At 44.6% G+C, this 23,391-nt stretch carries 17 protein-coding genes; 8 read left to right on the forward strand and 9 right to left on the reverse strand.

What is annotated here, in order from left to right; translation table 11 throughout:
* Nucleotides 1-23 precede the first annotated feature (23 nt).
* Both BW716_RS00445 and BW716_RS00450 read left to right on the forward strand, forming a co-directional pair.
* Entirely contained in the window at nucleotides 24-1,388 is a 1,365-nt protein-coding gene (locus BW716_RS00445) for an alkaline phosphatase family protein (protein WP_083720126.1), read from the forward strand.
* 473 nt (nucleotides 1,389-1,861) lie between these two features.
* Nucleotides 1,862-2,656 carry a sulfite exporter TauE/SafE family protein gene (locus tag BW716_RS00450; protein ID WP_235643378.1) on the forward strand — a complete coding sequence of 265 codons (795 nt, stop codon included), beginning with the start codon at nucleotides 1,862-1,864 and terminating at the stop codon, nucleotides 2,654-2,656.
* A gap of 142 nt (nucleotides 2,657-2,798) precedes the next feature.
* On the opposite strand, the gene BW716_RS00455 is transcribed toward BW716_RS00450, so the two are convergent.
* The 3 genes from BW716_RS00455 to BW716_RS00465 all read right to left on the reverse strand — a co-directional run bounded on the left by BW716_RS00455 (nucleotide 2,799) and on the right by BW716_RS00465 (nucleotide 6,894).
* Nucleotides 2,799-3,143 (reverse strand): MmcQ/YjbR family DNA-binding protein, encoded by a 345-nt coding sequence (locus tag BW716_RS00455; RefSeq protein WP_220388690.1) that lies wholly within the window; start codon nucleotides 3,141-3,143, stop codon nucleotides 2,799-2,801.
* A 365-nt stretch (nucleotides 3,144-3,508) separates the two neighbouring features.
* Complete coding sequence (locus BW716_RS00460; protein ID WP_235643380.1) at nucleotides 3,509-5,254, reverse strand: DUF885 family protein; 1,746 nt, start codon at nucleotides 5,252-5,254, stop codon at nucleotides 3,509-3,511.
* 269 nt (nucleotides 5,255-5,523) lie between these two features.
* Nucleotides 5,524-6,894 carry a DUF1080 domain-containing protein gene (locus tag BW716_RS00465; protein WP_083720129.1) on the reverse strand — a complete coding sequence of 457 codons (1,371 nt, stop codon included), beginning with the start codon at nucleotides 6,892-6,894 and terminating at the stop codon, nucleotides 5,524-5,526.
* 312 nt (nucleotides 6,895-7,206) lie between these two features.
* On the opposite strand from BW716_RS00465, the gene BW716_RS00470 reads away from it, so the two are divergent.
* Both BW716_RS00470 and BW716_RS00475 read left to right on the forward strand, forming a co-directional pair.
* Nucleotides 7,207-10,206, forward strand: coding sequence for a TonB-dependent receptor (locus BW716_RS00470; RefSeq protein ID WP_083720130.1), 3,000 nt, complete (start codon nucleotides 7,207-7,209; stop codon nucleotides 10,204-10,206).
* Between the two features lie 20 nt (nucleotides 10,207-10,226).
* Nucleotides 10,227-11,831, forward strand: coding sequence for a RagB/SusD family nutrient uptake outer membrane protein (locus BW716_RS00475; RefSeq protein WP_083720131.1), 1,605 nt, complete (start codon nucleotides 10,227-10,229; stop codon nucleotides 11,829-11,831).
* 23 nt (nucleotides 11,832-11,854) lie between these two features.
* Here BW716_RS00475 and BW716_RS00480 read toward each other — a convergent pair whose 3' ends face one another.
* Nucleotides 11,855-12,217, reverse strand: coding sequence for a DUF1016 N-terminal domain-containing protein (locus BW716_RS00480; RefSeq protein ID WP_083720132.1), 363 nt, complete (start codon nucleotides 12,215-12,217; stop codon nucleotides 11,855-11,857).
* Between the two features lie 114 nt (nucleotides 12,218-12,331).
* Here BW716_RS00480 and BW716_RS00485 point away from each other — a divergent pair, with 114 nt between their 5' ends.
* The 4 genes from BW716_RS00485 to scpB all read left to right on the forward strand — a co-directional run bounded on the left by BW716_RS00485 (nucleotide 12,332) and on the right by scpB (nucleotide 16,989).
* Entirely contained in the window at nucleotides 12,332-12,913 is a 582-nt protein-coding gene (locus tag BW716_RS00485; RefSeq protein WP_083720133.1) for a DJ-1/PfpI family protein, read from the forward strand.
* 275 nt (nucleotides 12,914-13,188) lie between these two features.
* Nucleotides 13,189-14,055: a WG repeat-containing protein gene (locus tag BW716_RS00490; RefSeq protein WP_083720134.1), complete on the forward strand. Its 867-nt coding sequence runs from the start codon at nucleotides 13,189-13,191 to the stop codon at nucleotides 14,053-14,055.
* A gap of 406 nt (nucleotides 14,056-14,461) precedes the next feature.
* Nucleotides 14,462-15,361 carry an ATP synthase F1 subunit gamma gene (gene atpG / locus BW716_RS00495; RefSeq protein WP_083720135.1) on the forward strand — a complete coding sequence of 300 codons (900 nt, stop codon included), beginning with the start codon at nucleotides 14,462-14,464 and terminating at the stop codon, nucleotides 15,359-15,361.
* A gap of 383 nt (nucleotides 15,362-15,744) precedes the next feature.
* Nucleotides 15,745-16,989: an SMC-Scp complex subunit ScpB gene (gene scpB, locus BW716_RS00500; RefSeq protein ID WP_083720136.1), complete on the forward strand. Its 1,245-nt coding sequence runs from the start codon at nucleotides 15,745-15,747 to the stop codon at nucleotides 16,987-16,989.
* Nucleotides 16,990-17,221: 232 nt separating this feature from the next.
* Here scpB and BW716_RS00510 read toward each other — a convergent pair whose 3' ends face one another.
* The 5 genes from BW716_RS00510 to pheT all read right to left on the reverse strand — a co-directional run bounded on the left by BW716_RS00510 (nucleotide 17,222) and on the right by pheT (nucleotide 23,298).
* Nucleotides 17,222-18,043, reverse strand: a complete 822-nt coding sequence (locus tag BW716_RS00510; RefSeq protein ID WP_143708670.1) for a purine-nucleoside phosphorylase — start codon at nucleotides 18,041-18,043, stop codon at nucleotides 17,222-17,224.
* Between the two features lie 88 nt (nucleotides 18,044-18,131).
* Nucleotides 18,132-19,697, reverse strand: coding sequence for a ribonuclease Y (gene rny, locus BW716_RS00515; protein WP_083720139.1), 1,566 nt, complete (start codon nucleotides 19,695-19,697; stop codon nucleotides 18,132-18,134).
* A 435-nt stretch (nucleotides 19,698-20,132) separates the two neighbouring features.
* Nucleotides 20,133-20,426 (reverse strand): cell division protein ZapA, encoded by a 294-nt coding sequence (locus tag BW716_RS00520; RefSeq protein WP_083720140.1) that lies wholly within the window; start codon nucleotides 20,424-20,426, stop codon nucleotides 20,133-20,135.
* Between the two features lie 11 nt (nucleotides 20,427-20,437).
* The gene (locus tag BW716_RS00525; protein ID WP_143708671.1) at nucleotides 20,438-20,740 is read right to left on the reverse strand and encodes a hypothetical protein; all 303 of its coding nucleotides are present in this window, start codon (nucleotides 20,738-20,740) and stop codon (nucleotides 20,438-20,440) included.
* Nucleotides 20,741-20,877: 137 nt separating this feature from the next.
* Entirely contained in the window at nucleotides 20,878-23,298 is a 2,421-nt protein-coding gene (gene pheT, locus BW716_RS00530) for a phenylalanine--tRNA ligase subunit beta (protein WP_083720142.1), read from the reverse strand.
* Between the last annotated feature and the right edge of the window lie 93 nt (nucleotides 23,299-23,391).

Below are 23,391 nucleotides of genomic sequence, written 5' to 3' on the forward strand. Positions count from 1 at the left end.
ATCCTAAGAATGGCTCAACGATCATGAAAAAGACAGTTGTTATTGACGTCGTAGGTCTCTCCTCCTCCCTGATTGGAGAACATACACCTTTTTTAAAGGGGTATGTACAGCAGCACCAGTTACGCACAATTAAACCTATGGTGCCTGCAGTCACCACAGCGGTACAGAGTACTTATGTCACCGGACAATGGCCTGCGGAGCATGGCATAGTCGGTAATGGCTGGTATGACCGTGAGGATTGTGAAATCAAGTTCTGGAAACAATCAAATAAGCTGGTAGATGCACCGAAAATATGGGAAAGAGCGAGGAAGATAGATCCTTCCTTTACTGTTTCCAAAATGTTCTGGTGGTACAACATGTATTCCAGTGCAGATTATTCTGTGACGCCGCGTCCGCAGTATTTAGCAGATGGCCGTAAGGCGCCCGATTGTTATGCACATCCATCATCCCTGCGTGATCATTTGCAAAAAGAGTTAGGCACATTTCCGCTGTTTCAGTTCTGGGGACCGGGTGCGAATATCAAATCTACCCAGTGGATTGCAGATGCATCTGTAATGACGGATGATATGTATGATCCTACCCTGACATTGATCTACCTACCCCACCTGGATTATTGTTTACAAAAATTCGGGCAGGATCTGCCCCGCATCAGCAAGGAATTGCGTGAGGTAGATGAGGTGGTGAAACAGCTTGTGAATCATTATGAAAAGAAGGATACCCGTGTGATCATTCTTTCAGAATATGGTATTACGAATGTGAATAACCCTATTCATCTGAATCGCATTTTCCGGCAGGAAGGTTTGATAGCGGTAAGAGAAGAGCGTGGGTTGGAGCTGCTGGATGCAGGAGCTTCCAAAGCATTTGTGGTAGCGGATCACCAGGTTGCGCATGTGTATGTAAATGATCCTTCGGTGTATAAGAAGGTAAGGGCGATTGTGGAAAATACGCCTGGTGTACAACTGGTATTGGATCGCGAAGGCAAGCGTGCACACAATATGCATCATGCAAGGAGTGGGGAGTTGGTATTGGTAGCAGATACCAATAGCTGGTTTACTTACTATTATTGGCTGGACGATGCGAAGGCGCCGGATTTTGCCAGGTTGGTAGATATTCATCGTAAGCCAGGGTATGACCCGGTGGAGATGTTTATGAACCCTGCAGATCCCTTGATCAAATTAAAGGCAGGTTTTAAGCTGTTAAAGAAGAAATTGGGTTTCCGGTACCTGATGAATGTGATTCCGCTGGATGCGACATTAATTAAGGGGTCACATGGGCGAATTTCGGAAGATAGCCAGTATCACCCGGTGTTGATAACGGCGAAAGGGGAGGAGACGAGTGCGGTAGAGGCGATTGATATATATGATGTGATCTGGAAAACGATGCAATAGAGCGTATTCATTTAATACTAGAACTCATTTCATAATTACCCTTCAAGCATTGACTATCAATTACAAATATCCATTTATGAAATGAGTTCCAGGTAAGCATTGGCTAAAAAAGGTGTCTGGTTCTAAAAAAGAGAAATCTGTTTTTATAAAAAAAGCAGGTTTCACCATCGTTTCACCATCGAAAATGAACCTTGTTTCAATAAAACTGGCTGTCAGGGGATTATTTCAGCTAATCCCCTGATTTCCTATATTTCCTATATTTCCTAGACTTGGTAGGCTATTCCCCTTCAAACTCACGACAGTCAGAATCATAACATAAAGTTATATCCCATAACTTTTAGTAATGACCTAATCCCCCTGATTATTTTGTTGAACCTCTGTCAACACAGTACTTTTGGCTTGTACGCGACACTTATTTTTGCTAAAAAGGAAATTCATCAAAACCAACCGACGACCTGCCAACCGGCACGTGTGTGTCTAACCTGTATATGATTGCGTTATTTCAACAGACAGATTATTGGGTAATATTATCCATAGGATTGGTAGTGGGCTATCTTTCCGGTTTACTGGGCAAAGGAGGGAGTGCGGTGAGTACGCCGGCTTTACAGATCTTTGCCGGCATCAACCCCTTTTATGCCCTGGCCTCTCCATTACCTGCGGCCATTACGAGTACGATATCAGCAACGGCGGTTTACAGCAAGGAGAAGCTTTTCGATAAAAGAGTGATTGGATTAGGGGCAATATTTGGCGTGCCTGCTACGGTATTAGGGGCTTATTTTAGCCATTACTTAAAGGGTGAAACATTGATGATCTGTACCGCGTTATTCATCATGGGCATCGGTACGACGTTGTTGATTTCATTTTTAAGAAAGAAGTCTGAGGAAGTTGCTGAAAAAGAGGCGTTTCATACCGGGTTAATGATCGTGGCGGCGATAGGTATTGGTTTATTATCTGGTTTATTGGCGAACGCGGGCGGGGTATTGTTTAGTAGTTTCTTTATTAAGCGGTTAAAAATGCCTATCAAGCAGGCGCTGGCATGTTCCATCGTATTATCTGCCATCTTATCTATACCCGGGGCAATCGCGCACTGGTACCTGGGTCATATCGACTGGAACATAGCGCTTTTGCTGGCGCTCACAGCGATACCATCTTCATATTTAGGGGCGAAAACAGCGGTGAAAATGAAATCACCCTTACTTGAAAAAGTATTTGCGTGTACGCTGATCGTGTTTGGGGTGTATGATATCATCTACACCGTCTTCTTTTAAAATGTCGGCCATTGGCCACCCACCAAATAAAAAAGCTTTTACCTGATTGGGTAAAAGCTTTTAATATTTTCAGGGTAATTAGAAGTCCTGAACGCTGCCAGCGTCAGGCGCAAACCTTCCTACCACAAAAAATCCAGGGGTCCTATACCCTTTGCTCACGCAAAATCTGCGCCCTTTCTTCCGGAGGTAATGAATTCACCACCAGATCGTAGGCATTCTGTAATAAAGACTGTAATTCGGGAACTGGCAAAGTTTCCAATTGTTTGATCTGTACCCAGTGATAACGGGCCAAATATGGCGCCGGTACGATACCTGGTTGGGAAATGAGGCGGTGGAAATCTTCCAGCCTGCATTTCAGAGATACCTGATGTGGAAAAGCCTTAGAGATCATGCAAAAAAGCTTTTCACCTACGGAAAACCGTACATCATCATCCCACTTATCTTCCCGCACCACGGCAGGGAAAGCAAGGCAGTAATTAAGGGTCATGTCAAACATAATACTGGCAGCTTAAAAGTTAAAAAATTCCTTTTCTCTCAGTGATAATTATAAGGCACAAGCGTGCAATATCTTTTGTAACGTGAAATGGTAAAAGGCGCGTTGAGCAGATAGCTTTCGATATAGATGAGTCTCTTAGTGATATGGCAACGTTCCTTAAAACCTTGGTGGTTCCGATGTTCCCAGTAATTCTATATTTACTTCTATAAATTTAAGTATCTTTTCTCAAAGCAGACACATATTTTATTGTTAAATCCGGATTATCAGGAAGCTGTGCAGTAATTGTGGGTATATAGATTTTTTCATAATGTTTGCCCTTTGCAGTATGAATGCATCCTGCAAAGGGCAAAATGGTTTTATTTGAACTTCCTCGCCATCTTTTCTTCCAACACATCCAATGGTACACAACCATCTTTCAACAATTCGTCGTGGAAATCTTTGATATTAAATTTATCTCCCAACTCAGCAGTATACTTATTCCTCAATTCGCGGATTTTCATTTCGCCTATTTTATAAGACAAAGCCTGTGCCGGCAACGCCATATAACGTTCAATTTCGGCAATCGCTTCCTGCTCGCTTGTTGGTTCATAATCAAGCATATACTTGATGGCTTGCTCACGGGTCCATCCTTTATAGTGCAAACCTACATCCACAACGAGTCTGATAGCGCGATGAATTTCGTCACTTAATCTGCCGAAGTACATGTATGGATCTGTATATATTCCTAACTCTTTTCCCAGGCTTTCGCAGTATAGTGCATAACCTTCCCCATATGCGCCGATCCAGTTAAATCTGCGGAATTTAGGCAACGAATCGTTCTCTTGTTGTATAGAGATCTGGAAGTGGTGACCGGGTATTGCTTCGTGCAGAAACAGGCATTGCATACCAGTGTAACCAAATTCTTTTGCATTCAAAATGGGTACGTAGAATACGCCTGGTCTTGAACCATCAGCAGCACCCTGCATGTATTCCGCACTTGCAGAAGCGGCGCGGAAAGCTTCTGTCTGCCTGATTTCGAAAGGTGTTTTGGGCAGGTGACCGTATAGTTCTTTTACCTTTGGCATAATCCTGTCTTTGATGCTTGCGAAGCTATCGAGGATTTGTTTTGGGGTAGAGAAGATCTTGAATTTTTTGTCGGTTCTGATGTAAGTAAAGAAGGAGGGCAGATCGCCTTTCCAGCCAGTCTCCGTCATTACCTTTTCCATTTCACCTTTGATGCGGGCTACTTCTTTTTCACCGATGGCAAAGATCTCATCAGGTGTGAAGTTGGTGGTTGTCCAGTATTTGCTGTAGAGCGCGTACCAGTCTTTACCGTTAGGTAGTGCGCCATAACCGCTGGTAGTGCGTGCTTTGGGCAGGTATTCTTTTTCGATAAAGTCATGCAGCCGTGCATAAGAAGGCAAAATATACTGTTCGATGCTTGCTTTGTAAGCAGTGGCGAGTGCAGTATCCTTCAGGGTTCTGAGTGGTGCATAGAAAACATTGCCGGTATCTTTCTTAGCGATTTCAGCCAGTTGCGGGAGTATTTTTACAACCAGTGTTTTGGGTAATACGACACCTGTTTCCATGCCTTTGCGCATGTTAGCAATAGCCGTGTCGGCCCATTCAGAGAATGATTTCATGCGTGACATGAAGTGGCGGTAGTCGTCATTCGTTTTGAATGGTTGTGCGCTGGCGCCGGAGCCTAGTAAAGGGAGCATTAAAGTAAGGCCACTGAATTGATCAAACGGCATGTAATGATCAGGGAATTTCAGGCGCTCTTTGCTCAGGGTGAGGTCGCGTTGCAACATGAGATAACTGATCAGGTCATTGGGCGTAAGGCCTGCAGTATCTACTCCGTTGAGTGCTGTTAAATAGCTGGTGTAAAAGCTATCAGTGCGATGACGGAATTGCTCGCTGATGTCAATTTGCAGGAGACTATCATACTGATGTTCTCCATTCATGGTTGCTTCCAGTGGAAACAGTTCCATTCTGTCATCATAATATTTCTGGACGAGGTGGTGCAGCGAATCGGCGTTATTGCCGGATTTCTTGCCAGGCTGACCACAAGCCATTGCCAGCAGAATCGATGGCAGTAGGAGATAGTGCTTTTTAAACAGCATTGTTAACTTAGATTTTGTTGATGGAAACTGGCGTAAAATAAAAAAACACTCCGAAGAATCGGAATGTTTTATATAGAACAGTGAACAATGAAAACTTATTAATACCAGGTATTTATCAGCGTAACTCCATTCATTTTCAAATGCTTGCTGGTTTACTCAATCGTTTAAGCTTCAGCCTGGTTTCATTTGGAAATTTCCACATTACAGTCGACTCCGGCTTTATATACCCGCTGCAAAATTAGGTTAATAATTAAAAGCAACTTGTTAACCTATTTTAAATTTTTGATTTTTATGCTACGAAAGGATACAGTATTACCATGATCCTGGAGGAGGATGTGCCCTTCTGGCCAAAGACCAAAGTTATTCCAATTTTTGTATTTAGAAATCGCTACGAGGTCTTTAAATTCTTTAGACCCTCTTTCATACTCTACCATCTTTATGCCATTCAGCCAATGTTCCACATGATTATTTGGATATACAATGACACGGCCATGGTTCCATTCACCGATTTTTCTAAATGCATTCTGGTTAGCATCTTTTTTCCTGGGGATCAGGTCGTACAGAGAAGACAGGGTTCTGTCTCCATCGCGGCCCAGTTTGGCATCCGGATGACGCTCATCGTCCAGTACCTGGAATTCCAGGCCTATGGCTGATTTCCCTTTGGTATCGTAATCTTCTTTTACAAAGTATTTGACACCGCTGTTAGCGCCTTCTGTGAGTTTGAAATCGAACTCGAGATCGAACGCACCGTATTGTTTGTCGGTGATGATGTCGCCACCGGAACCTTCTTCATCGCCGGTAGACTGGTGGATAGTGAGTAAACCATCTTCCATTGTCCAGCCGGTGGTGGGGAAGTCTTGTTTATTCACTCTTCTCCATCCTTTCGATGTTTTGCCATCCCATAATAACGCATACCCATTCTTCTGCTCCTGTGGAGACACCGTGTTCGGTACATTATTCACCACATAGATATTATCGTAAGGAGAATATTGTGAAGCATCCGGGTTTTCTAATATGCGGATATTGCGCCAGTGGATCTGTTTGCCTTTATCTTCGGGCTTGTAGATCTGGTGCACCTGCAGGGCGATGAAACCCTTTAGTGTCATATCGTCGATCACATGTGCACAGGCAACGCCATTGATCCATGTTCTGATCTCCGATCCACGGCATTCTATTCTATATTTATTCCAGTCACTCTTTTTGAACGCCTTTTGCGCACCTGGATTCAGGTCCAGCGGATAGAGCCAACCACGACGAGCTTCATCATATACACCACCACTCCATGCTCTGTCGCTGGGGTCTACTTCCATCTGGTAACCATGTACCCGACCATTGTTATAGTCAGGTTTGCTTTCCGAGCGGAATTGAATACCATAGTTCATTTCCGCATCGAGCTTGAGTTCCAGCTCTAAAATAAAATCACCGTAGTCTTTTGTGGTAGCAAGAAAAGAATTTGGGCTTCCTGTGACGGATGTGCCTACTATTTCATCTTTTTTGGCCTCATAGGTAGCTGTCCCATTTACTTCTTTCCATCCCGTGAGGTCCTTACCATTGTAGAGTGAATGCCATTGAGCTTTCTTTTGTGCCGTTGCCCAACTACTGAGGAACAGGACACTACAGACCAGTAACGTGTTTTTCATAACATTGAACCAAAACTAGTTTTAAAAATAAATATTAACCTTCATTTATTCAACCGATTGCACCATTTATGTGATGAACGGTAGAAATTCAATTTATCCAAGGAGTACTAACTTGTCTCTAAATTTATGCAATCGTTTGCAATTTATAACGAATCTACTTAACTTGTATTGCCCCGACCCGGAATTGTAAGAAAAACCTGGATTAAAATTGAACATAAATAAGCTGTAGTTATTACCCGCCGGGAAAAGGAAGGGCTCATTGTATACTCAAAATAAACTAGTACTTATTCTGTTACTCTAAAATTCTACGTAATGAAAAACACGTTATCGAAAACGGGGGTGATACTCCTGTATCTGCTATTGTTGGGAACCCTGGTACGCGCACAACAGTTGGTGAACCTTTCGGGAAGGGTGACAGCACCAGATGGAACACCCGTGATAGGTGCTACTGTAGCTGTGAAAGGCAAATCGACCGGTACTGTCACCGACAACATGGGTGCTTATAAGTTGAAAGTCTCGCCCGGCGCCACAATCGTCATCTCATTTATTGGTTATTTGCCACAGGAAATCCCCCTCAACAACCGATCGTCTATTGATGTGATGTTGGCCGAAGACAACAAGAAACTCGAAGAAGTGGTCGTAGTTGGTTATGGACAGCAAAAGAAGAAAGATGTGACCGGGTCTATTGCTTCGATCAGTAGCAAGGCGATCATGGAAGTACCGGTTACAAATGCGCAACAGGCGCTGCAGGGAAGGACCCCTGGTATAGATGTCATTAATAATAGTGCGAAGCCGGGTGATGAGCCGAGAGTACGTGTGCGGGGAACGCGATCGCTTTCTGCCGGAAATGATCCTTTGTATGTAGTAGATGGAATTCCTTTTGCAGGGGCGATGAATGATATCAATCCGGCGGATATCATGTCGATGGATATTTTGAAAGATGCATCTGCGACTGCTATTTATGGTTCGCGAGGTGCGAATGGAGTGGTGCTGGTGACTACGCGAAAAGGGAAAAGTGGGAATAAACCAGTAGTGAGTTATGGAGGGTTGTATGGGTATGTGCATGCACTGGGGCGTACGGATATGATGGATGCCCAGCAGTATACCGAAATGAAAAGAGAGGCGTATCGTACCACAGGGGCTTATGATGATAGTAACCCGGATGCTTCGGATGCGAAGATATTTAATGCAACAGAGTTGGCGAATATCAAGAGAGGCGTGAATACAGATTGGCAGAAGTTGTTGATTAGTCCGGGTTGGCAAACGAGGCATTCCCTGGGTGTGAGTGGAGGATCAGATAAAACAAAGTATGCAGTGACGGGTGGATACTTCAAAGATCAGGGGGTATTGAAATTACAAAGTTATGAGCGCTATAACCTGCATGTGGCAGTGGACCAGGAAATCAGTAAACGTATTACAGTAGGAACTTCGATGCTGGCTGCCTATAGTACGCGCAAAGGCAGTAGTTATAATGGTATGGGAGATGCATTGAAAATGTTGCCGATAGCAGATCCTTATGATGCCAATGGACATCTCATTACATATCCGACGGGTGATAACCAGCAGCCGAATGCATTGTTGAATTATGTACCAGGCAACAGGGTAGAAAATTTGTATCATCTTCGGTTCTTCAATAGTCTGTATGGCGAAGTGACCATTCTCGATGGTTTGAAATATCGCCTGAATGTAGGGACAGATTTACAGCAGAATAATTATGGGTTGTTTTTAGGAAAGAATAGTACAGACCTGCTCATAGGAGGAGGAGATGCGACGGCTACCAAACAAAGCCAGTTTGTTTGGGCGTATACAGTAGAGAATCTGTTGACTTATAACAAGACTTTCCGGCAGAAACATAATCTTGGTGTGACGGCATTGTATAGTGTGCAAAGGCAGCGGGAGGATAGTAGTTCAGCATCAGTGAGAGGTATTCCGGTGGAGTGGCAGCAGTATTATGGATTGGGGCAGGCAGCGAATGTGACGGGGATAGGAAGTAGTTTGGGTACGTGGACGATCCTTTCTTATATGGGTCGTGTGAATTATGGATATGATGATAGATACCTGGTAACACTCACTTTGCGTGCGGATGGTTCCAGCCGTTTTGCACCGGGACATAAGTGGGGGTATTTTCCTTCAGTCGCATTGGGTTGGAATATTACGAAAGAGCATTTTATGCAGGGTGCAACATTCTTTGATAATTTGAAATTACGTGCGAGTTATGGTAAGATCGGGAATACGGGGATACCGCCTTATGCCACGCAGGGTTTGTTAGGCAGAACGACTTATTCATTTAATAATAAGGGAACGTTGGGGTATTCGCCCATCTTATTGCGCAATCCTAATCTGACGTGGGAGACGACAACATCTTCGAACATTGGGTTGGATTTTAGTGTGCTGAAGGGAAGGATAAGTGGTACGGTGGAAGTGTATCAACAGAAGACGACAGATTTGTTATTACAGCGATTCCTGCCGTATAGTAATGGGTTTGATTATGTGTTGGAGAATACAGGGGAGACGCAGAATAAAGGGATAGAGGTAGGAATTTCGACCGTGAATATAGAATCGAAGAGTGGGTTTAGCTGGACTATGGATGTGAACTTTTTTATAAACCGGGAAAAGATATTGGCATTGGGAGAGGGCAAGACACAGGATATAGGGAATGGATGGTTTGTGGGGCAGCCAACCTATGTATATTACGATTATAAGAAGGTGGGCATCTGGCAGACGGAAGCTGCGGCACAGGTGTATACACAGCATCAGGGAGAGATACAGTTGGCCGATGTGAATAATGACAAGGTATTGAATGATAAGGATAGGGTGATCTTAGGATCATCGCAGCCGAAGTGGTCTGGAGGTATGACGCAGCGGTTTAGTTATAAAGGATTTGATTTGTCGATAGTAGCGTTTGCGAGAATGGGGAGTATGATCAAGAGTGATTTTTATGCGACCTATAATACATTGTTTGGAAGGTATAATAACCTGGATGTGAATTACTTTACGCCTGCACATCCATCGAATGAATTTCCACGTCCGAATTCAAACCAGGAGCGGCCTAATAACTATAATACGTTGAGTTATTTTGATGGATCTTATTTCAAGATTAGAAATATAGGATTGGGGTATGCGTTGCCAAAGAAGGTGATGGATAGGTGGCAGATGGAGTCGTTAAGATTTTCATTGGATGTGAAGCAGCCGTTGATACTGGCGCCATACAGGCAGAAGTGGAAGGGGATAGATCCGGAGGATGTGAATTTGATTGGTATAGATGCGCCGGCAACGTGGATGTTGCAATTTGGCGTAAACGCAACGTTTTAATTTCTTAAATTATTTTGATCATGAAAAAGTACTTATTCTTAATATTCATAGTGGTGGTATCGTGTAATAAGATGTTGGATGAGGATGTGGTGACGAATGTGACGGATGATTTTTATAATACGCCGGGAGGGTTTTCGACGGCGGTGAGTGGTAGTTATGCGGGTTTGAGAAATTTTTATAGTACAGAGCGGGGGATGACGGTGAGTGTGTTTGGAACGGATACGTATACGAATGGGTCGGATGGGGATTTTAAGTTTGTGAATCAGTATACGTCGCAGTTGAATCCCAGTTATGCGCATTTGAAGGAGATCTGGAATGGGTTTTATCAGGCGATCAATGTGTGTAATGTGGTGACGACGAGGGCGGATGCGATACCGGGACTTGATTCGGCAGTTAAGCTATCGGGAGTGGCGCAGGCGCGGTTTTGCAGGGCGAATTATTATTTTATATTGTTGCAGTTGTTTGGTGATGTGCCGTTGAATTTGAAAGAGAATACTTCGATTGTGACGGAGGCGCATCGTGATCCGGTGGCTGCTGTTTATGCATCGGTGATCAGTGATTTGCAATATGCGGCGGCGGTGTTGCCGGTGTCGCAGACAGATTGGGGGAGGGCTACGAAGCCGGCGGCGGAGCATTTATTGGCGAGGGTGTATTTAACGAGAGCATCTTCTGCTTCGGCGGTGGGTACGGATTATGATAGTGCGGCGGTGTATTCGACAAGGGTGATATCACAGTATGGATTTCAGTTATTGCCGGATGTGGGGCAGGTATGGGCGCAGGGGAATGAGAAGAATAATGAGACGGTGTTTGCGGTGCAGTATGTGAATGATGCGTTGTATAATTCGTCGGATAATAATGCGTGCAGGTTCTTTTTGATGCAGTATGATGTGTTGGCGGGAATGAAGCGGGATTTGGCGAATGGGACGCCGTGGAAGCGGTTTAGACCGACGAAGTTTTTGTTGGATACGTTGTATAGGGATCGGGTGAATGATGGGCGGTATGAGAAGTTTTTTACGAGGGTTTGGTACTGTAATGTTGCTACAGATAAGTTGAAGGTGGGGGATACTTCGGTGTATATGCCTGGGGTGGATGTGACGGATGGGGAGATAGCGGGTAAGAAGTATTTGTATGTGCCGCCTCGTAATTATACGGAGAAGTTGTATCCATCATTGAATAAGTTTGCGGATGCGTTGCGGCCGGATAATCAGGCGAGTGGTGTGCGGCCATTTATAGCTTATCGGTTGGCGGAGGATTATTTGATAGCGGCGGAGGCGTATATGAAGAAGGGGGATAATGCGACGGCGGTGGAATATATCAATACATTGCGTGTGCGTGCTGCGAAGGTGGGGCCGAGTGATGCGGAGACGGATGTGCATAAGGAGGCGATGAAGATTGGAGAGGGGGATTTGAGTATTGATTTTATATTGGATGAGCGTGGGAGAGAGTTGGTAGGGGAGCAGATGGGATGGTTTGATTTGGTGAGGACGGGGAAGTTGTTGGAGAGGGTGAGGTTGCATAATCCACAGGGCGGGTTGAATATAGTGGAGAAGCATGTGTTAAGGCCGATACCGCAGGATCAGATTGATAGGAGTAGTAATGAGTTTGGGCAGAATGCGGGGTATTAAAGTTGTGAGTATAAATTGTGCGGTCAGTGACCGCACAATTTATATTGTGTTGTGATATTAGTTGTTTGGTTAAATTGTGCAGACACTGTCTGCATAATTATATCAGATTGATTATCATCAGATAATGACGGTGTATAGGCCTCGTAAAACAGCTTCATGTTGTACAGATTTCTACGAGTGAAGCCTTTCAGATCCGGATGATGTTTTTCAATATGATCTGCTAGTTCAGTTACTGTTTTGTTACCCCAAATAGCATTTTCAACTTTATTACTTATATACGCCCCTACCTGCCAGTAAATATTGATCAATTCAATATTAACTTGCTTGATGGCGTTGCTTCTTGCCTGTTTTAAAAGCAAGATGACTTCATCAAAACGTGTCTCCATAAAAATGATTTTACTTGTTGTTTATTAGTCGCTTTAGGTGGGGAAAAGTTGCAGTTGTGCATAAAAAGATTTATTCACTATCTTTAATCTCACCCTTAAAAACCCCCTTCTCTCATGGCTCAAAAAAACATCCTTTTCCTCACCGGAGACTATGCAGAAGATTACGAAACCATGGTACCATTTCAAATGTTACTGATGGTTGGTCATAACGTACATGCAGTATGTCCTGATAAATCGGCAGGGGATAAAGTCATCACCGCCATCCACGATTTTGAAGGTGATCAGACGTATAGTGAAAAACGTGGTCACAACTTTATCCTGAATGCTTCTTTTTCGGATGCAAAACCTGATAAATACGATGCATTGGTGATTGCAGGTGGAAGAGCACCAGAATATTTAAGACTCGATGCACGTGTAATAGAACTGGTAAAACATTTTGCGCATGCAGATAAGCCGATTGCTGCGATTTGTCATGGTATACAGATATTGACAGTGGCGGATGTGGTGAGAGGCAGGACATTGACAGCTTATCCGGCAGTAGGGCCAGAAGTGACAATTGCCGGTGGGCATTATGCTGCTGTGAATGTAGATGAGGCGGTGACGGATGGGAATTTAGTGACGGCACCTGCATGGCCGGCGCATCCACAATGGATAGCTGCTTTTTTGAAGGTGTTGGGAACGGAGATTAAATTATGAGTTGGTATGCTTTTAGGTTTTTAGCGTTTTTTGAAGATTTTAAAGGTTTAAAGGTTTAGTGGTTTAAAGATTTAGTGATTTAATGGTTTAGTGATTTAATGGTTTAAAGCTTTAGTGTTATAACGTTTTAAAGTTTTAGTATTTTATCATCTTTTTTAAGTTTTAATGTTTTTAAAGCTTTAAAAGTTTTTAAAGAAAAGGCCTTTGCTCATGCGAAGGCCTTTTTACGCATAATTCAATGATATTTATTATTTTTGGTATACAATCCTTTTCCTATGAAACGATATTTCCTCCTCTCTTTACTCCTGTGTCCGGCAATTTTCGCTCATGCGCAGCAAGCTGATTCCCTGGTGAAATTCCAGAAAGATGGAAAATATGGCTTCAATGATGCCGCGGGTCATGAAAAGATCCCTGCTCAGTATGAGGCAGTGGGTGAATTCGTGGGTGGAGCAGCACCTGTGAAGGCAAAAGGGAAGTATGGAATTGTCTTTGCTAATGGAAAGCATTCTGCTTATAAGTATGATTCTGCATGGGTGAAGGGGCAATTCTTTTTTGTAAGTAAGAAACAGAAGCAGGGATTGCTGGATAGTACGGGAAAGGAATGGGTGGCGCCGGTTTATGAGGAGGTAAAGCCAGAAAAGGATGGATATGCGAGGATTAAGGTGGGGGAATTTTATGGGATGGTGAACAGTAAGGGGAAGGTAGTTCTGAAACCAGCTTATGATATGATAAGTGGGGTGAGCCATCATAGTGTATTGATTTATAATGGGGAGAAATGTGGGCGTGCTAATTTGAAGACGGGACAGATTATTGGAACTCAATATGATAAAGTAGGGCCATTTAAGGATGGGCTGGCATGGGTGAAGCAGGATAATAAGTTTGGGTTTGTGAATGATAAAGGAGAGGTGGTGATTCCGGTTATGTATGACAGGGTAGGGAATTTTAATGAGGGGTATGCGCCGGTTGGGGTGAGTGGGAAGTTTGGGTTTATAGATATGGCAAATAGGGAGGTGATTGCGCGTAAGTATGATAATGCGGTTATTTTCCAGAATGGGAGAGGGTTGATTAAGTTGAATGGGAAAGTGGGGTATGTGGATAAGGAGGGGAATGAGACATGGACGGAGTCGGTGCCGGGGAAGTGAGTGGGAAGGTGAAGAATGGTAATGTGAATGAGACATGGACGGAGTTGGTGCCGGGGAAGTGAGTGGGAAGAGAATAATGATAATTTGAATGAGACATAGACGGAGTCGGTGCCGGCGGCAGGGAAATAGCCGGATAAATAAATAATTGAAAATTACAGAATACAGGAAAGAATCAGTTCCTGTAAGAGGATTCTTTACCTCCCGGAGATAGTTATTTTATGATTATTTTTGTTTGTTGCGACCAATCATACAGTTTTATTAATATATGACGAAGATCACATTGGTTTCACACCAAACTATCCACAATCCTATCAATCTTAATTACTTTTTATTACCTTTGCAGCCAAATTCTGGAGCTCCTAAAGGGCTTTTAGTCATATAAACTTTACGTAATACATAAAACATTATGTCCGGTCAGCTTAAAGAAGTTCGCAACCGAATTAAGTCCACACAGTCCAACCTGCAGATCACTAAGGCTATGAAAATGGTGAGTGCTGCGAAACTGCGTCGTGCGCAGGATGCAATTTTACTGATGCGTCCTTATGCCGTTAAATTGCAGGAAATGTTGCAAAACATTGTTTCCAACAGTGAAGGCAGCATTGACCTGGCATTGGCAGCAGAGCGTCCTGTTGAAAAGGTATTACTAGTTGTAATAACCTCGGACAGAGGCTTATGTGGTGCTTACAATTCAAACCTGATCAAGCTGACTAAGCAGGTGATCCGTGAAAAATACCAGGAACAGTTTGAAAAAGGTCATGTAACTATCCTGCCTATCGGTAAGAAAGGTTGGGAGCATTTTGGTAAGAATGGTTACAAAATGAACGACACTTACTGGCACCTGTTCGCTCACCTGGATTTCGATCACGTGAAGGAAGCGGCTGCAGCTGCAATGGATGGTTTCACCAGCGGTCAATATGATGCCGTTGAGATCATTTATAGCCAGTTCAAAAATGCTGCTACCCAGTTTTATAAAGCTGAACAATTCCTGCCAATCGCAAAGGTGGAGGAAGAAGTTCCGGCTGCTAAAGGCAAGAAAGTTGCGAAGGCTGACTTTATCTTCGAACCGGAAAAGCAAACTTTGATTGCTGAACTGATGCCGAAGATCCTGAATACACAGTTGTACAAAGCGATGCTGGATGCGAATGCTTCTGAGCATGGTGCCCGTATGACGGCGATGGATAAGGCGACAGAGAATGCAAATGAACTGTTGCGTAACTATAAGATCAGCTACAACCGTGCACGTCAGGCGGCGATTACAACCGAACTGACTGAGATCGTGAGTGGTGCAGCGGCACTGGAAGGTTAATAGCCTGAATGAGGGCCAGTTACAACCCTGCATAACAAGCGAACTGATTTAGATTGTGATTGATGCAGCGGCGCTGGAAGGCTAATAGCCTGAATGAGGGCCAGTTACAACCCTGCATAACAAGCGAACTGATTTAGATCGTGAGTGGTGCAGCAGCGCTGGAAGGTTAATCTTCTGACTTAAGATCTGCTACAACCCCATGTGACAACTGAATTCATTGAGATTGTGAGTGGTGTAGTTTTTCTGGAAGGGTAATAGCCTGACTTATACACATCGTATTAACAACGATAATTTTTGATTTCTTCATAAAGGTCAAAGACTGTATTTTCGGTCTTTGACTTTTTAGCTTATAGGCGCTGACGCCAGCAATTGAAAACCGGATAATGGAAATCTCACAGATCATACCTCATGTTGAATCACTGATATTCGCTGCTGACAGACCCCTGCCTGTGCTGGATATCACCGACTTGTTGAATAATGCACTGGCTTTTTTGGAAGACAGGGTTACTGTTGACCAGGTGGAGACGGCAATTGAGGCTATACGGGAAAAGTATAGCTCGGAGTTTTATGCGTTTGAAGTGAGAGAGAGTGGGGGAGGGTTTCAGTTTCTGACCAAGAAAGAATATTATCAGACTGTGGCGCAGCTGAATGGGGATAAGTTCCTGAAAAGGTTGTCTACAGCGGCGTTGGAGACGTTGGCGATTGTGGCGTATAAGCAGCCTATTTCAAAAGGGGAGATTGAGCATATTCGTGGGGTGAGTACGGATTATTCCATTACTAAATTGTTGGAGAAGGAGTTGATTGTGATTTCCGGGAGGAGTGAGACTTTGCCAGGGAAGCCGCTGTTGTATACTACTTCGAAGGCGTTTATGGATTATTTCGGGTTGAATTCAGCTTCGGATCTGCCGAAATTGAAGGAAGTGTTTGAGGAAGAGGGGGTGCAGCCGACGTTTATGACGGGAGTAGGAGGAAATGGACAGGAGGATGATAATCTGATACTGTCAGTTTCTGAGAATGGAGAGTTGATGGGGGATATTTTGCCGGTAATTGAGGATGAGGTGAGTGGGCAGTTGGAACTGCCGTTGGGGGAGGAAGAGGTGGAAGAGCAAACAAAAGAGGGCGAAGTGACAGAACTGCCTGTGGCGGAGGAAGAGGTTGAACAACCTGCAGCTGAAAGTGAAGAAGGGAGTGAAGAAGAGCCTGCGGCAGCAGATGAAGAAGATAAAAAAGAGGATCCTGATAATGTGATTATAGAGACGATACATATTGAGGATGTGGTGTATGTGCCGGATCCGACGGAGGAAGAGATGGAAGAGGAGGATGGTGAAGATGGGGAGGAGGATGAAGATGTTGTGGATGGTGATGAAGAAGAGGATAGCGAGGAAGAGGATGACGAGGAAGAGGATGACGAGGAAGAAGATGACGAGGAAGAAGATGAGGAGGAAGGGGATGATGAAGAAGATGATGACGAGGAGGAAGATGACGATGAGGATGAAGAAGACGACGACGATGAGGATGAAGACGATGAAGACGATGAGGAGGATGAAGAAGACGATGACGAAGATGAAAATAACGACGAAGACGAAGAAAAAGGAGAAGATGATGATCATCCATCTCATTCAAAATAAACAACAAAAACGCTTTTGCCGGATGGCAAAAGCGTTTTTGTTTGGGGGCCGTAAAGGAGCCTGCGGCCAGTAAAAAAATCCAGCAAAAAAGTCCTTCGGCTGGCTCCCCCAAAGCCACCTTCCCCAAAGCCACCTCGAGAAAAAGTTACCTCGATAAAAGGCCACCTCCCCAAAAGCCACCTCCCCAAAACCACCTCTAGAAAAAGCCTGGCGCCAGCTACGCCACGCCACCCTACAACTGCTTCACCACCTCCACAAATATCTCACTCAACTTCCTATCCGTATTCCCTGCCACCTCTATTATCTCCTCTATACTCACCGCATGCAAATTATCCGGATCACACTCATCCGTAATCACACTCACCGCTGCACACGGTAACTTAATCTGATTCGCCACTATCACCTCCGGCACCGTACTCATCCCCACCATATCACCCCCTATCATCCTCAAAAACCGATACTCCGCCCTCGTCTCCAAATTAGGCCCAGGTACCGCCACATACACTCCCGTCCTCAAAAAATACCCCACCTTATGCGCCGCCGCCTTCAGCAACTTTCCCAACTCTTCATCATAAGGCATACTCATATCCGGAAACCTCACGCCAAACACCGTGGAATTCAACCCCCGAAGCGGATTCTCCGGCTGTAAATTAATATGATCATCCAACAGCACCATATCCCCCTTCTTAAACGCCGGTCGCATCCCACCCGCGGCATTACTCAATAATAGTTTCTCCACCCCCAATGCCTTCATTACCCGTATCGGAAATGTAATCTGCTGCATGGAGTACCCTTCATAATAATGAAATCGCCCTTGCATCGCAATAACAGGGGTCTCACCAATCTTACCAAAGATCAGCTGACCCTTATGCGACTCTACCGTCGATAAGGAAAAATGGGGTATCTCATAGTATGAGATTGTCTTGCTCACAACAATATGTTGTACCAGCTGGCCCAGACCTGTGCCCAATACGATCCCTACGCGGGCTTTATCAACATTAAAAGGAGAAAGAAAATTGACAGCTGCTTCGATCTGTGATTCTAAGGGATGCATAATCATTGAGTTAAGTAATTAGTGGAATTAAAAAAGCAGGCTGGAATCTAACTTCCAGGCCTGCTTTAAATATATTAATTCTACTGAATTAGCGCGCTACATTAACAGCACGTTTCTCCCTGATCACGGTCACCTTAATTTGTCCAGGATACTGCATATCATTCTGGATCTTGTTCGCGATTTCAAATGAAAGACGATCTGCATCGTTGTCTGTCACTTTCTCACTCTCTACGATCACGCGCAGTTCACGACCTGCCTGAATTGCATACGCTTTTTCCACACCATCATGTGCCAGCGCCAGGTTTTCCAGGTCTTTGATACGCTGCAGGTAGCTCTGCATGATTTCACGACGGGCACCAGGACGGGCACCAGAGATGGCATCACAAGCCTGTACAATCGGAGAGATCACATATTGCATTTCCATTTCATCGTGGTGTGCACCGATCGCATTCACTACCGCTGCATGCTCACCATATTTCTCAGCCAGCTTGGCACCCAGCAGGGCGTGGCTCAGTTCAGTTTCTTCATCAGGTACTTTACCAATATCATGGAGCAGACCAGCACGTTTTGCCAGTTTAGGGTTCAGACCCAGTTCTGCTGCCATTACCGCACACAGGTTAGCTGTTTCCTTGGAGTGCATGAGCAGGTTCTGACCATAAGAAGAGCGGAAACGCATCTTACCTACAAGTCTGATCAGCTCCTTGTGCAGACCATGGATGCCCAGTTCGATCACGGTTCTTTCACCGATATCCATTACCTGTTCTTCCAGTTGTTTCTTCGTTTTTTCAACTACTTCTTCGATACGTGCAGGGTGAATACGACCATCCTGTACCAGTCTTTGCAGGGACAGACGAGCGATTTCACGACGCAGTGGGTCAAAAGAAGATAATACAATAGCTTCAGGGGTGTCGTCTACGATCAGGTCAACTCCGGTAGCCGCTTCGATAGCGCGGATGTTACGACCTTCACGACCAATGATCTGGCCTTTGATTTCATCACTTTCCAGGTTGAAAACAGTGATTGCGTTTTCGATGGTCTGCTCTGCAGCTGTACGCTGGATGGATTGTATAATGATTTTCTTAGCTTCCTTGTTTGCTTTCAGTTTAGCATCTTCGATGATCTCCTGTATGTGGGAGAGGGCCTGTGAGCGGGCTTCTTCTTTCAGGCTTTCGATGAGCTGATGACGTGCTTCTTCTGCTGTAAGTGCCGCTACTTTTTCAAGACGGCGAATATGTTCTTCCTGGTGTTTTTCGAGTTCGGTACGTTTTACAGCTACCAGCTCCATCTGGCGGGTCAGGTTTTCCTTGATCGCCTCATTCTCCTGCATCTGTTTCGTTAAGGTGTCTGTCTTCTGTGTCAGACTCAGTTCTTTCTGTTTGATGCGGTTTTCTGCATCTGCCATTTTCTGGTTGCGCGCCAGGGTTTCTTTTTCATGCTCACTTTTCAACTGCAGGAATTTCTCCTTTGCTTCCAGAATTCTGTTCTTTTTCTCATTCTCAGCGACTACTTTCCCATCTTCTACGATCTTTTGTGCCTGAGCCTCGGCTTCCTGTATTTTTATTTGTGTGTTCTTAGCAAATATAACCTTGCCTAGCAGTATTCCTATGATCAACGCAGCTACTGCTGTTATTGCTACGATTAAAGTAGATTCCATTTCAATAATTTTAACTTGATTTATGTTGCATTCCTGGCCACATCCCTATTCCGTGGAAAAGGTAGAGGGTGAGAACTGATTCACGAAAATACAAAAAAGAATGTGCTGCAATGCAGTACAGTTGAGGATTTGTAGGTATTTTGGCCGGCCAGACCCCCGTATGGGCCATCAGGCGCAGCTTTCATGAACGGGGAAGCGACAGTAATTTGCTGAACGTTAAATTGCTATATCGTATTTATATATTAGAATATATTACTTTCTAGAAATCCACTTTTTCAAAACATTTCAGCCCCTTCCTATCATCCATCACTTACCGGACTCAACATTTCTTATTACAAAACATCTTCTTTTCAGGGTGCATATTAATATATTTCCTTCATTTTTAAATTATTAATAGGGACTCTTTTGCATTTCCTGAACCGAGGTTGGTTGAATTTATTTTAAGTGCTCATCGATCAATGTCTCAAGATGTTGCAGCTTCTCCTCCAGAAATGGTTGCAGACCAGCCTGCACTTTTCCACCGTGGGTAACAGGATGGGTCGAGTACATGATCAGCGCCATCGCGATGTAATCCTGTAAGTCTTTGCCCGCATACGCAGTTTTGAATTCTATGATCTTTTCGTTCACTTCCTTCATAGTCCGGCGTACTTCCTCTTCTTCTTCCGGCTTGATTTTTAATCTGTAGGACCTGTCTGCTACGATAATATTAATGGGGATCAGCGGTTCCATGGTTGTGTCGTTTATATGTTTAATAAGGCGATACAGCGGTCAATCTCCCTGATATATTCATTGATCTTATTGCGCATTTCCTTCTTAAACTCTTCGTCATCTTCCTTGTTTCCGGGAGTACCCTGTGCAGCACCCGCGATTCTGGCCAAGTGTAACTTATTGTCCAGCTCATCGAGCTGCTGTTGCTTCATTATCAGTTCGTTGTCCTTGATTTGCAACGTTTCTTTGAGCGATACATTCTCCGACTGCACCTGTTGCAGCTTTTTCAGCAACTGTTGCAGCTTTTCTTCAATTCGTAGTATGTGTTGCTCCAAAGCCAATGTTCAAATGTACTTATGAGTACAAATTACGGATTATGAATTGATAATAGAAACTACCGGAGATTAATATTCAAGAGATTTTAACAAAAAATGCTCCACCCGGGCTATGATACCTGCGTGGAGCATTTTAATTATTTTCTGATCTCAGCCTGGAGTTGTGTCTGGAAGGTTTTGATGAGCTTTTCCATTACCGCATCGATCTCCTTGTCAGTCAACGTCTTTTGCGCATCCTGGAAGGTGAAGCTTACTGCGTAAGACTTCTTATTATTACCCAGCTTTTCGCTTTCGAATACGTCGAAGAGGTTTACGTTCTGCAGGAGTGGAGACTTCACAGTTTTTACTGCGGCCTCTACTGCAGCGTATTTCACCTGTTTGTCAAGGATAAGTGCCAGGTCACGACGTACGGATGGGAACTTAGGAATCTCTTTATAGAAGCTTTCTGTTTTTTGCAACAGGCTTAACAAATTCAGCCAGTTGAAATCTGCAAACCATACTGGTTGTTTGATGTCGAACTGTTTCAGTTTTGCATTGTCCACAGCACCGAGGGTCACTACCGATTTGTTTTTTACTACGATCTCCCAGGTATGCTGTTCTCCTTCTTTCCATTGCAATCCCTTGATACCCAGTAGTTGCAATACGTTTTGCACATAACCTTTCAGGAAGTAGAAGTCAACCGGTGCTGCTTTGTGCAACCAGCTTTCTGCCACCTTCTGACCCGTGAGGTACAGGCTCAGGTGAGCTGTTTCTTCATATTTATGTTCGCCGCTGGTGGCGTAAGTATTACCGAATTCGAAGAACAACAGGTTGTCATTTCTGCGGTTCAGGTTGTGCGATACACTTTCCAGACCGGTTTCCAGCATGGAAGGACGCATGATGTCCAGGTCTTCGGTCAGACTGTTGATCATACGAACGGTCGTAGCCAGTACCTCGGGTGAGTAGTACTTACTGTTCGTGATGGAGTTGGTGAAGATTTCATTGAAACCATTCGATGCCAGGTAGTTAGCCACCTTTTCACGGATCTTTTCCTTGTCAGGACGGGAAGCCGGAGACGGGGTGATCAGCACCTGGGTAGGAATGTCAATATTATCCAGACCATCTATGCGCATTACTTCTTCCACGATATCTGCAGGAATGCTGATATCTGGTTTGGAGTAGGGCACTGCTACGCGGAAGCGTTCTTCAGTCTTAGACAGGAATGTGAATCCAAGGCTCACCAGGATGCGTTCAACTTTGTCAGCAGGGTATGCTTTACCGCTTAACTTCTGGATATATTTCCAGGAGGTTTCCACTTCCACAGCTGGCTTAGGTGCAGGGTATACATCTATGATGCCTGAGGCAGCCTGGCCACCGGCCAGTTCACAGATCAGGGCAGCGGCACGTTGTAAAACGTATACGGTACCTGAGATATCCACACCTTTTTCAAAACGGGCAGCAGCGTCAGTGCGCAATCCATGACGGAAAGAGGTAGGACGGATGCTGGCAGCAGCGAAGCAGGCGCTTTCCAGGAAAATATTAGTGGTAGTATCGGATACACCTGTGTGCAGGCCACCGAATACACCGGCCAGGGCCATTGGTTCGCTGTCTGCATTGCAGATCACGAGGTCAGCGGCATCCAGTTTACGTTCCTTTTCGTCGAGGGTGACGAAGGGGGTATTCTGTGGCAGGTTCTTTACCCGGATCTGGCGGCCTTTGATAGTATCAGCATCGAAAGCGTGCAATGGCTGACCTGTTTCATGCAGGATGAAGTTGGTGATATCCACTACATTATTAATAGAACGGATGCCGATTGCCTGCAGGCGATGTGCCAGCCATTCTGGAGAAGGACCTACTTTCACACCGGTGAGGGTGATACCTGCATAACGAGGGCAGGCGGTAGTATTTTCGATGGATACGGCGATGTCGTAGCGGTCTTTTGCTTCAGGCAATGGAGCCAGGGCAGGGATTTTCGCTTTGTTATCGAGCGTATTGCCGGTATTGTTCAGGTAAGCACACACATCCTTTGCCACGCCCAGATGACTCATCGCATCCATGCGGTTAGGGGTGAGGCCGATTTCATACACCCAGTCTTCGAAAGGTTTGAATATTTCGCGGGCAGGGGTACCTGGGGTCAGGGAAGGATCCAGCACAAGGATACCTGCATGACTGCTACCGAGGCCGATTTCGTCTTCAGCGCAGATCATACCATGGCTTTCTTCGCCACGGATCTTTGCTTTTTTCATGGTCAGCGGTTCGCCGGAGGCAGGGTAGATGGTCACACCGATGGGGGCCACCACTACTTTTTGTCCAACAGCTACGTTCGGCGCACCACAAACAATGTTGAGGGGCTCAGCGGCACCGATATTGACAGTAGTCAGTCTCAGTTTGTCAGCATTGGGATGTGGTACTGCGGTGAGTACTTCTCCGATGACAAGTCCTTCCAGACTGCCTTTAACAGATTCGAATTCTTCCAGGCTTTCAACTTCCAGACCTATGCGTGTCAGGATCACAGATAGTTCCTCCGGTGTTGGTTTCACCGGCAAATAGTCACACAGCCAATTGTATGAAATAGTCATTTGATTAATTAATAAGTCCGTAAAGGTAAAATTAATGTACGAATGTGCCAATGTTGGTCGCATTGCACAAAACTGACTAAGAAGTGTTAGCAA

The sequence above is a fragment of the [Flexibacter] sp. ATCC 35208 genome (assembly GCF_001975825.1).
Taxonomy (GTDB): domain Bacteria; phylum Bacteroidota; class Bacteroidia; order Chitinophagales; family Chitinophagaceae; genus Chitinophaga.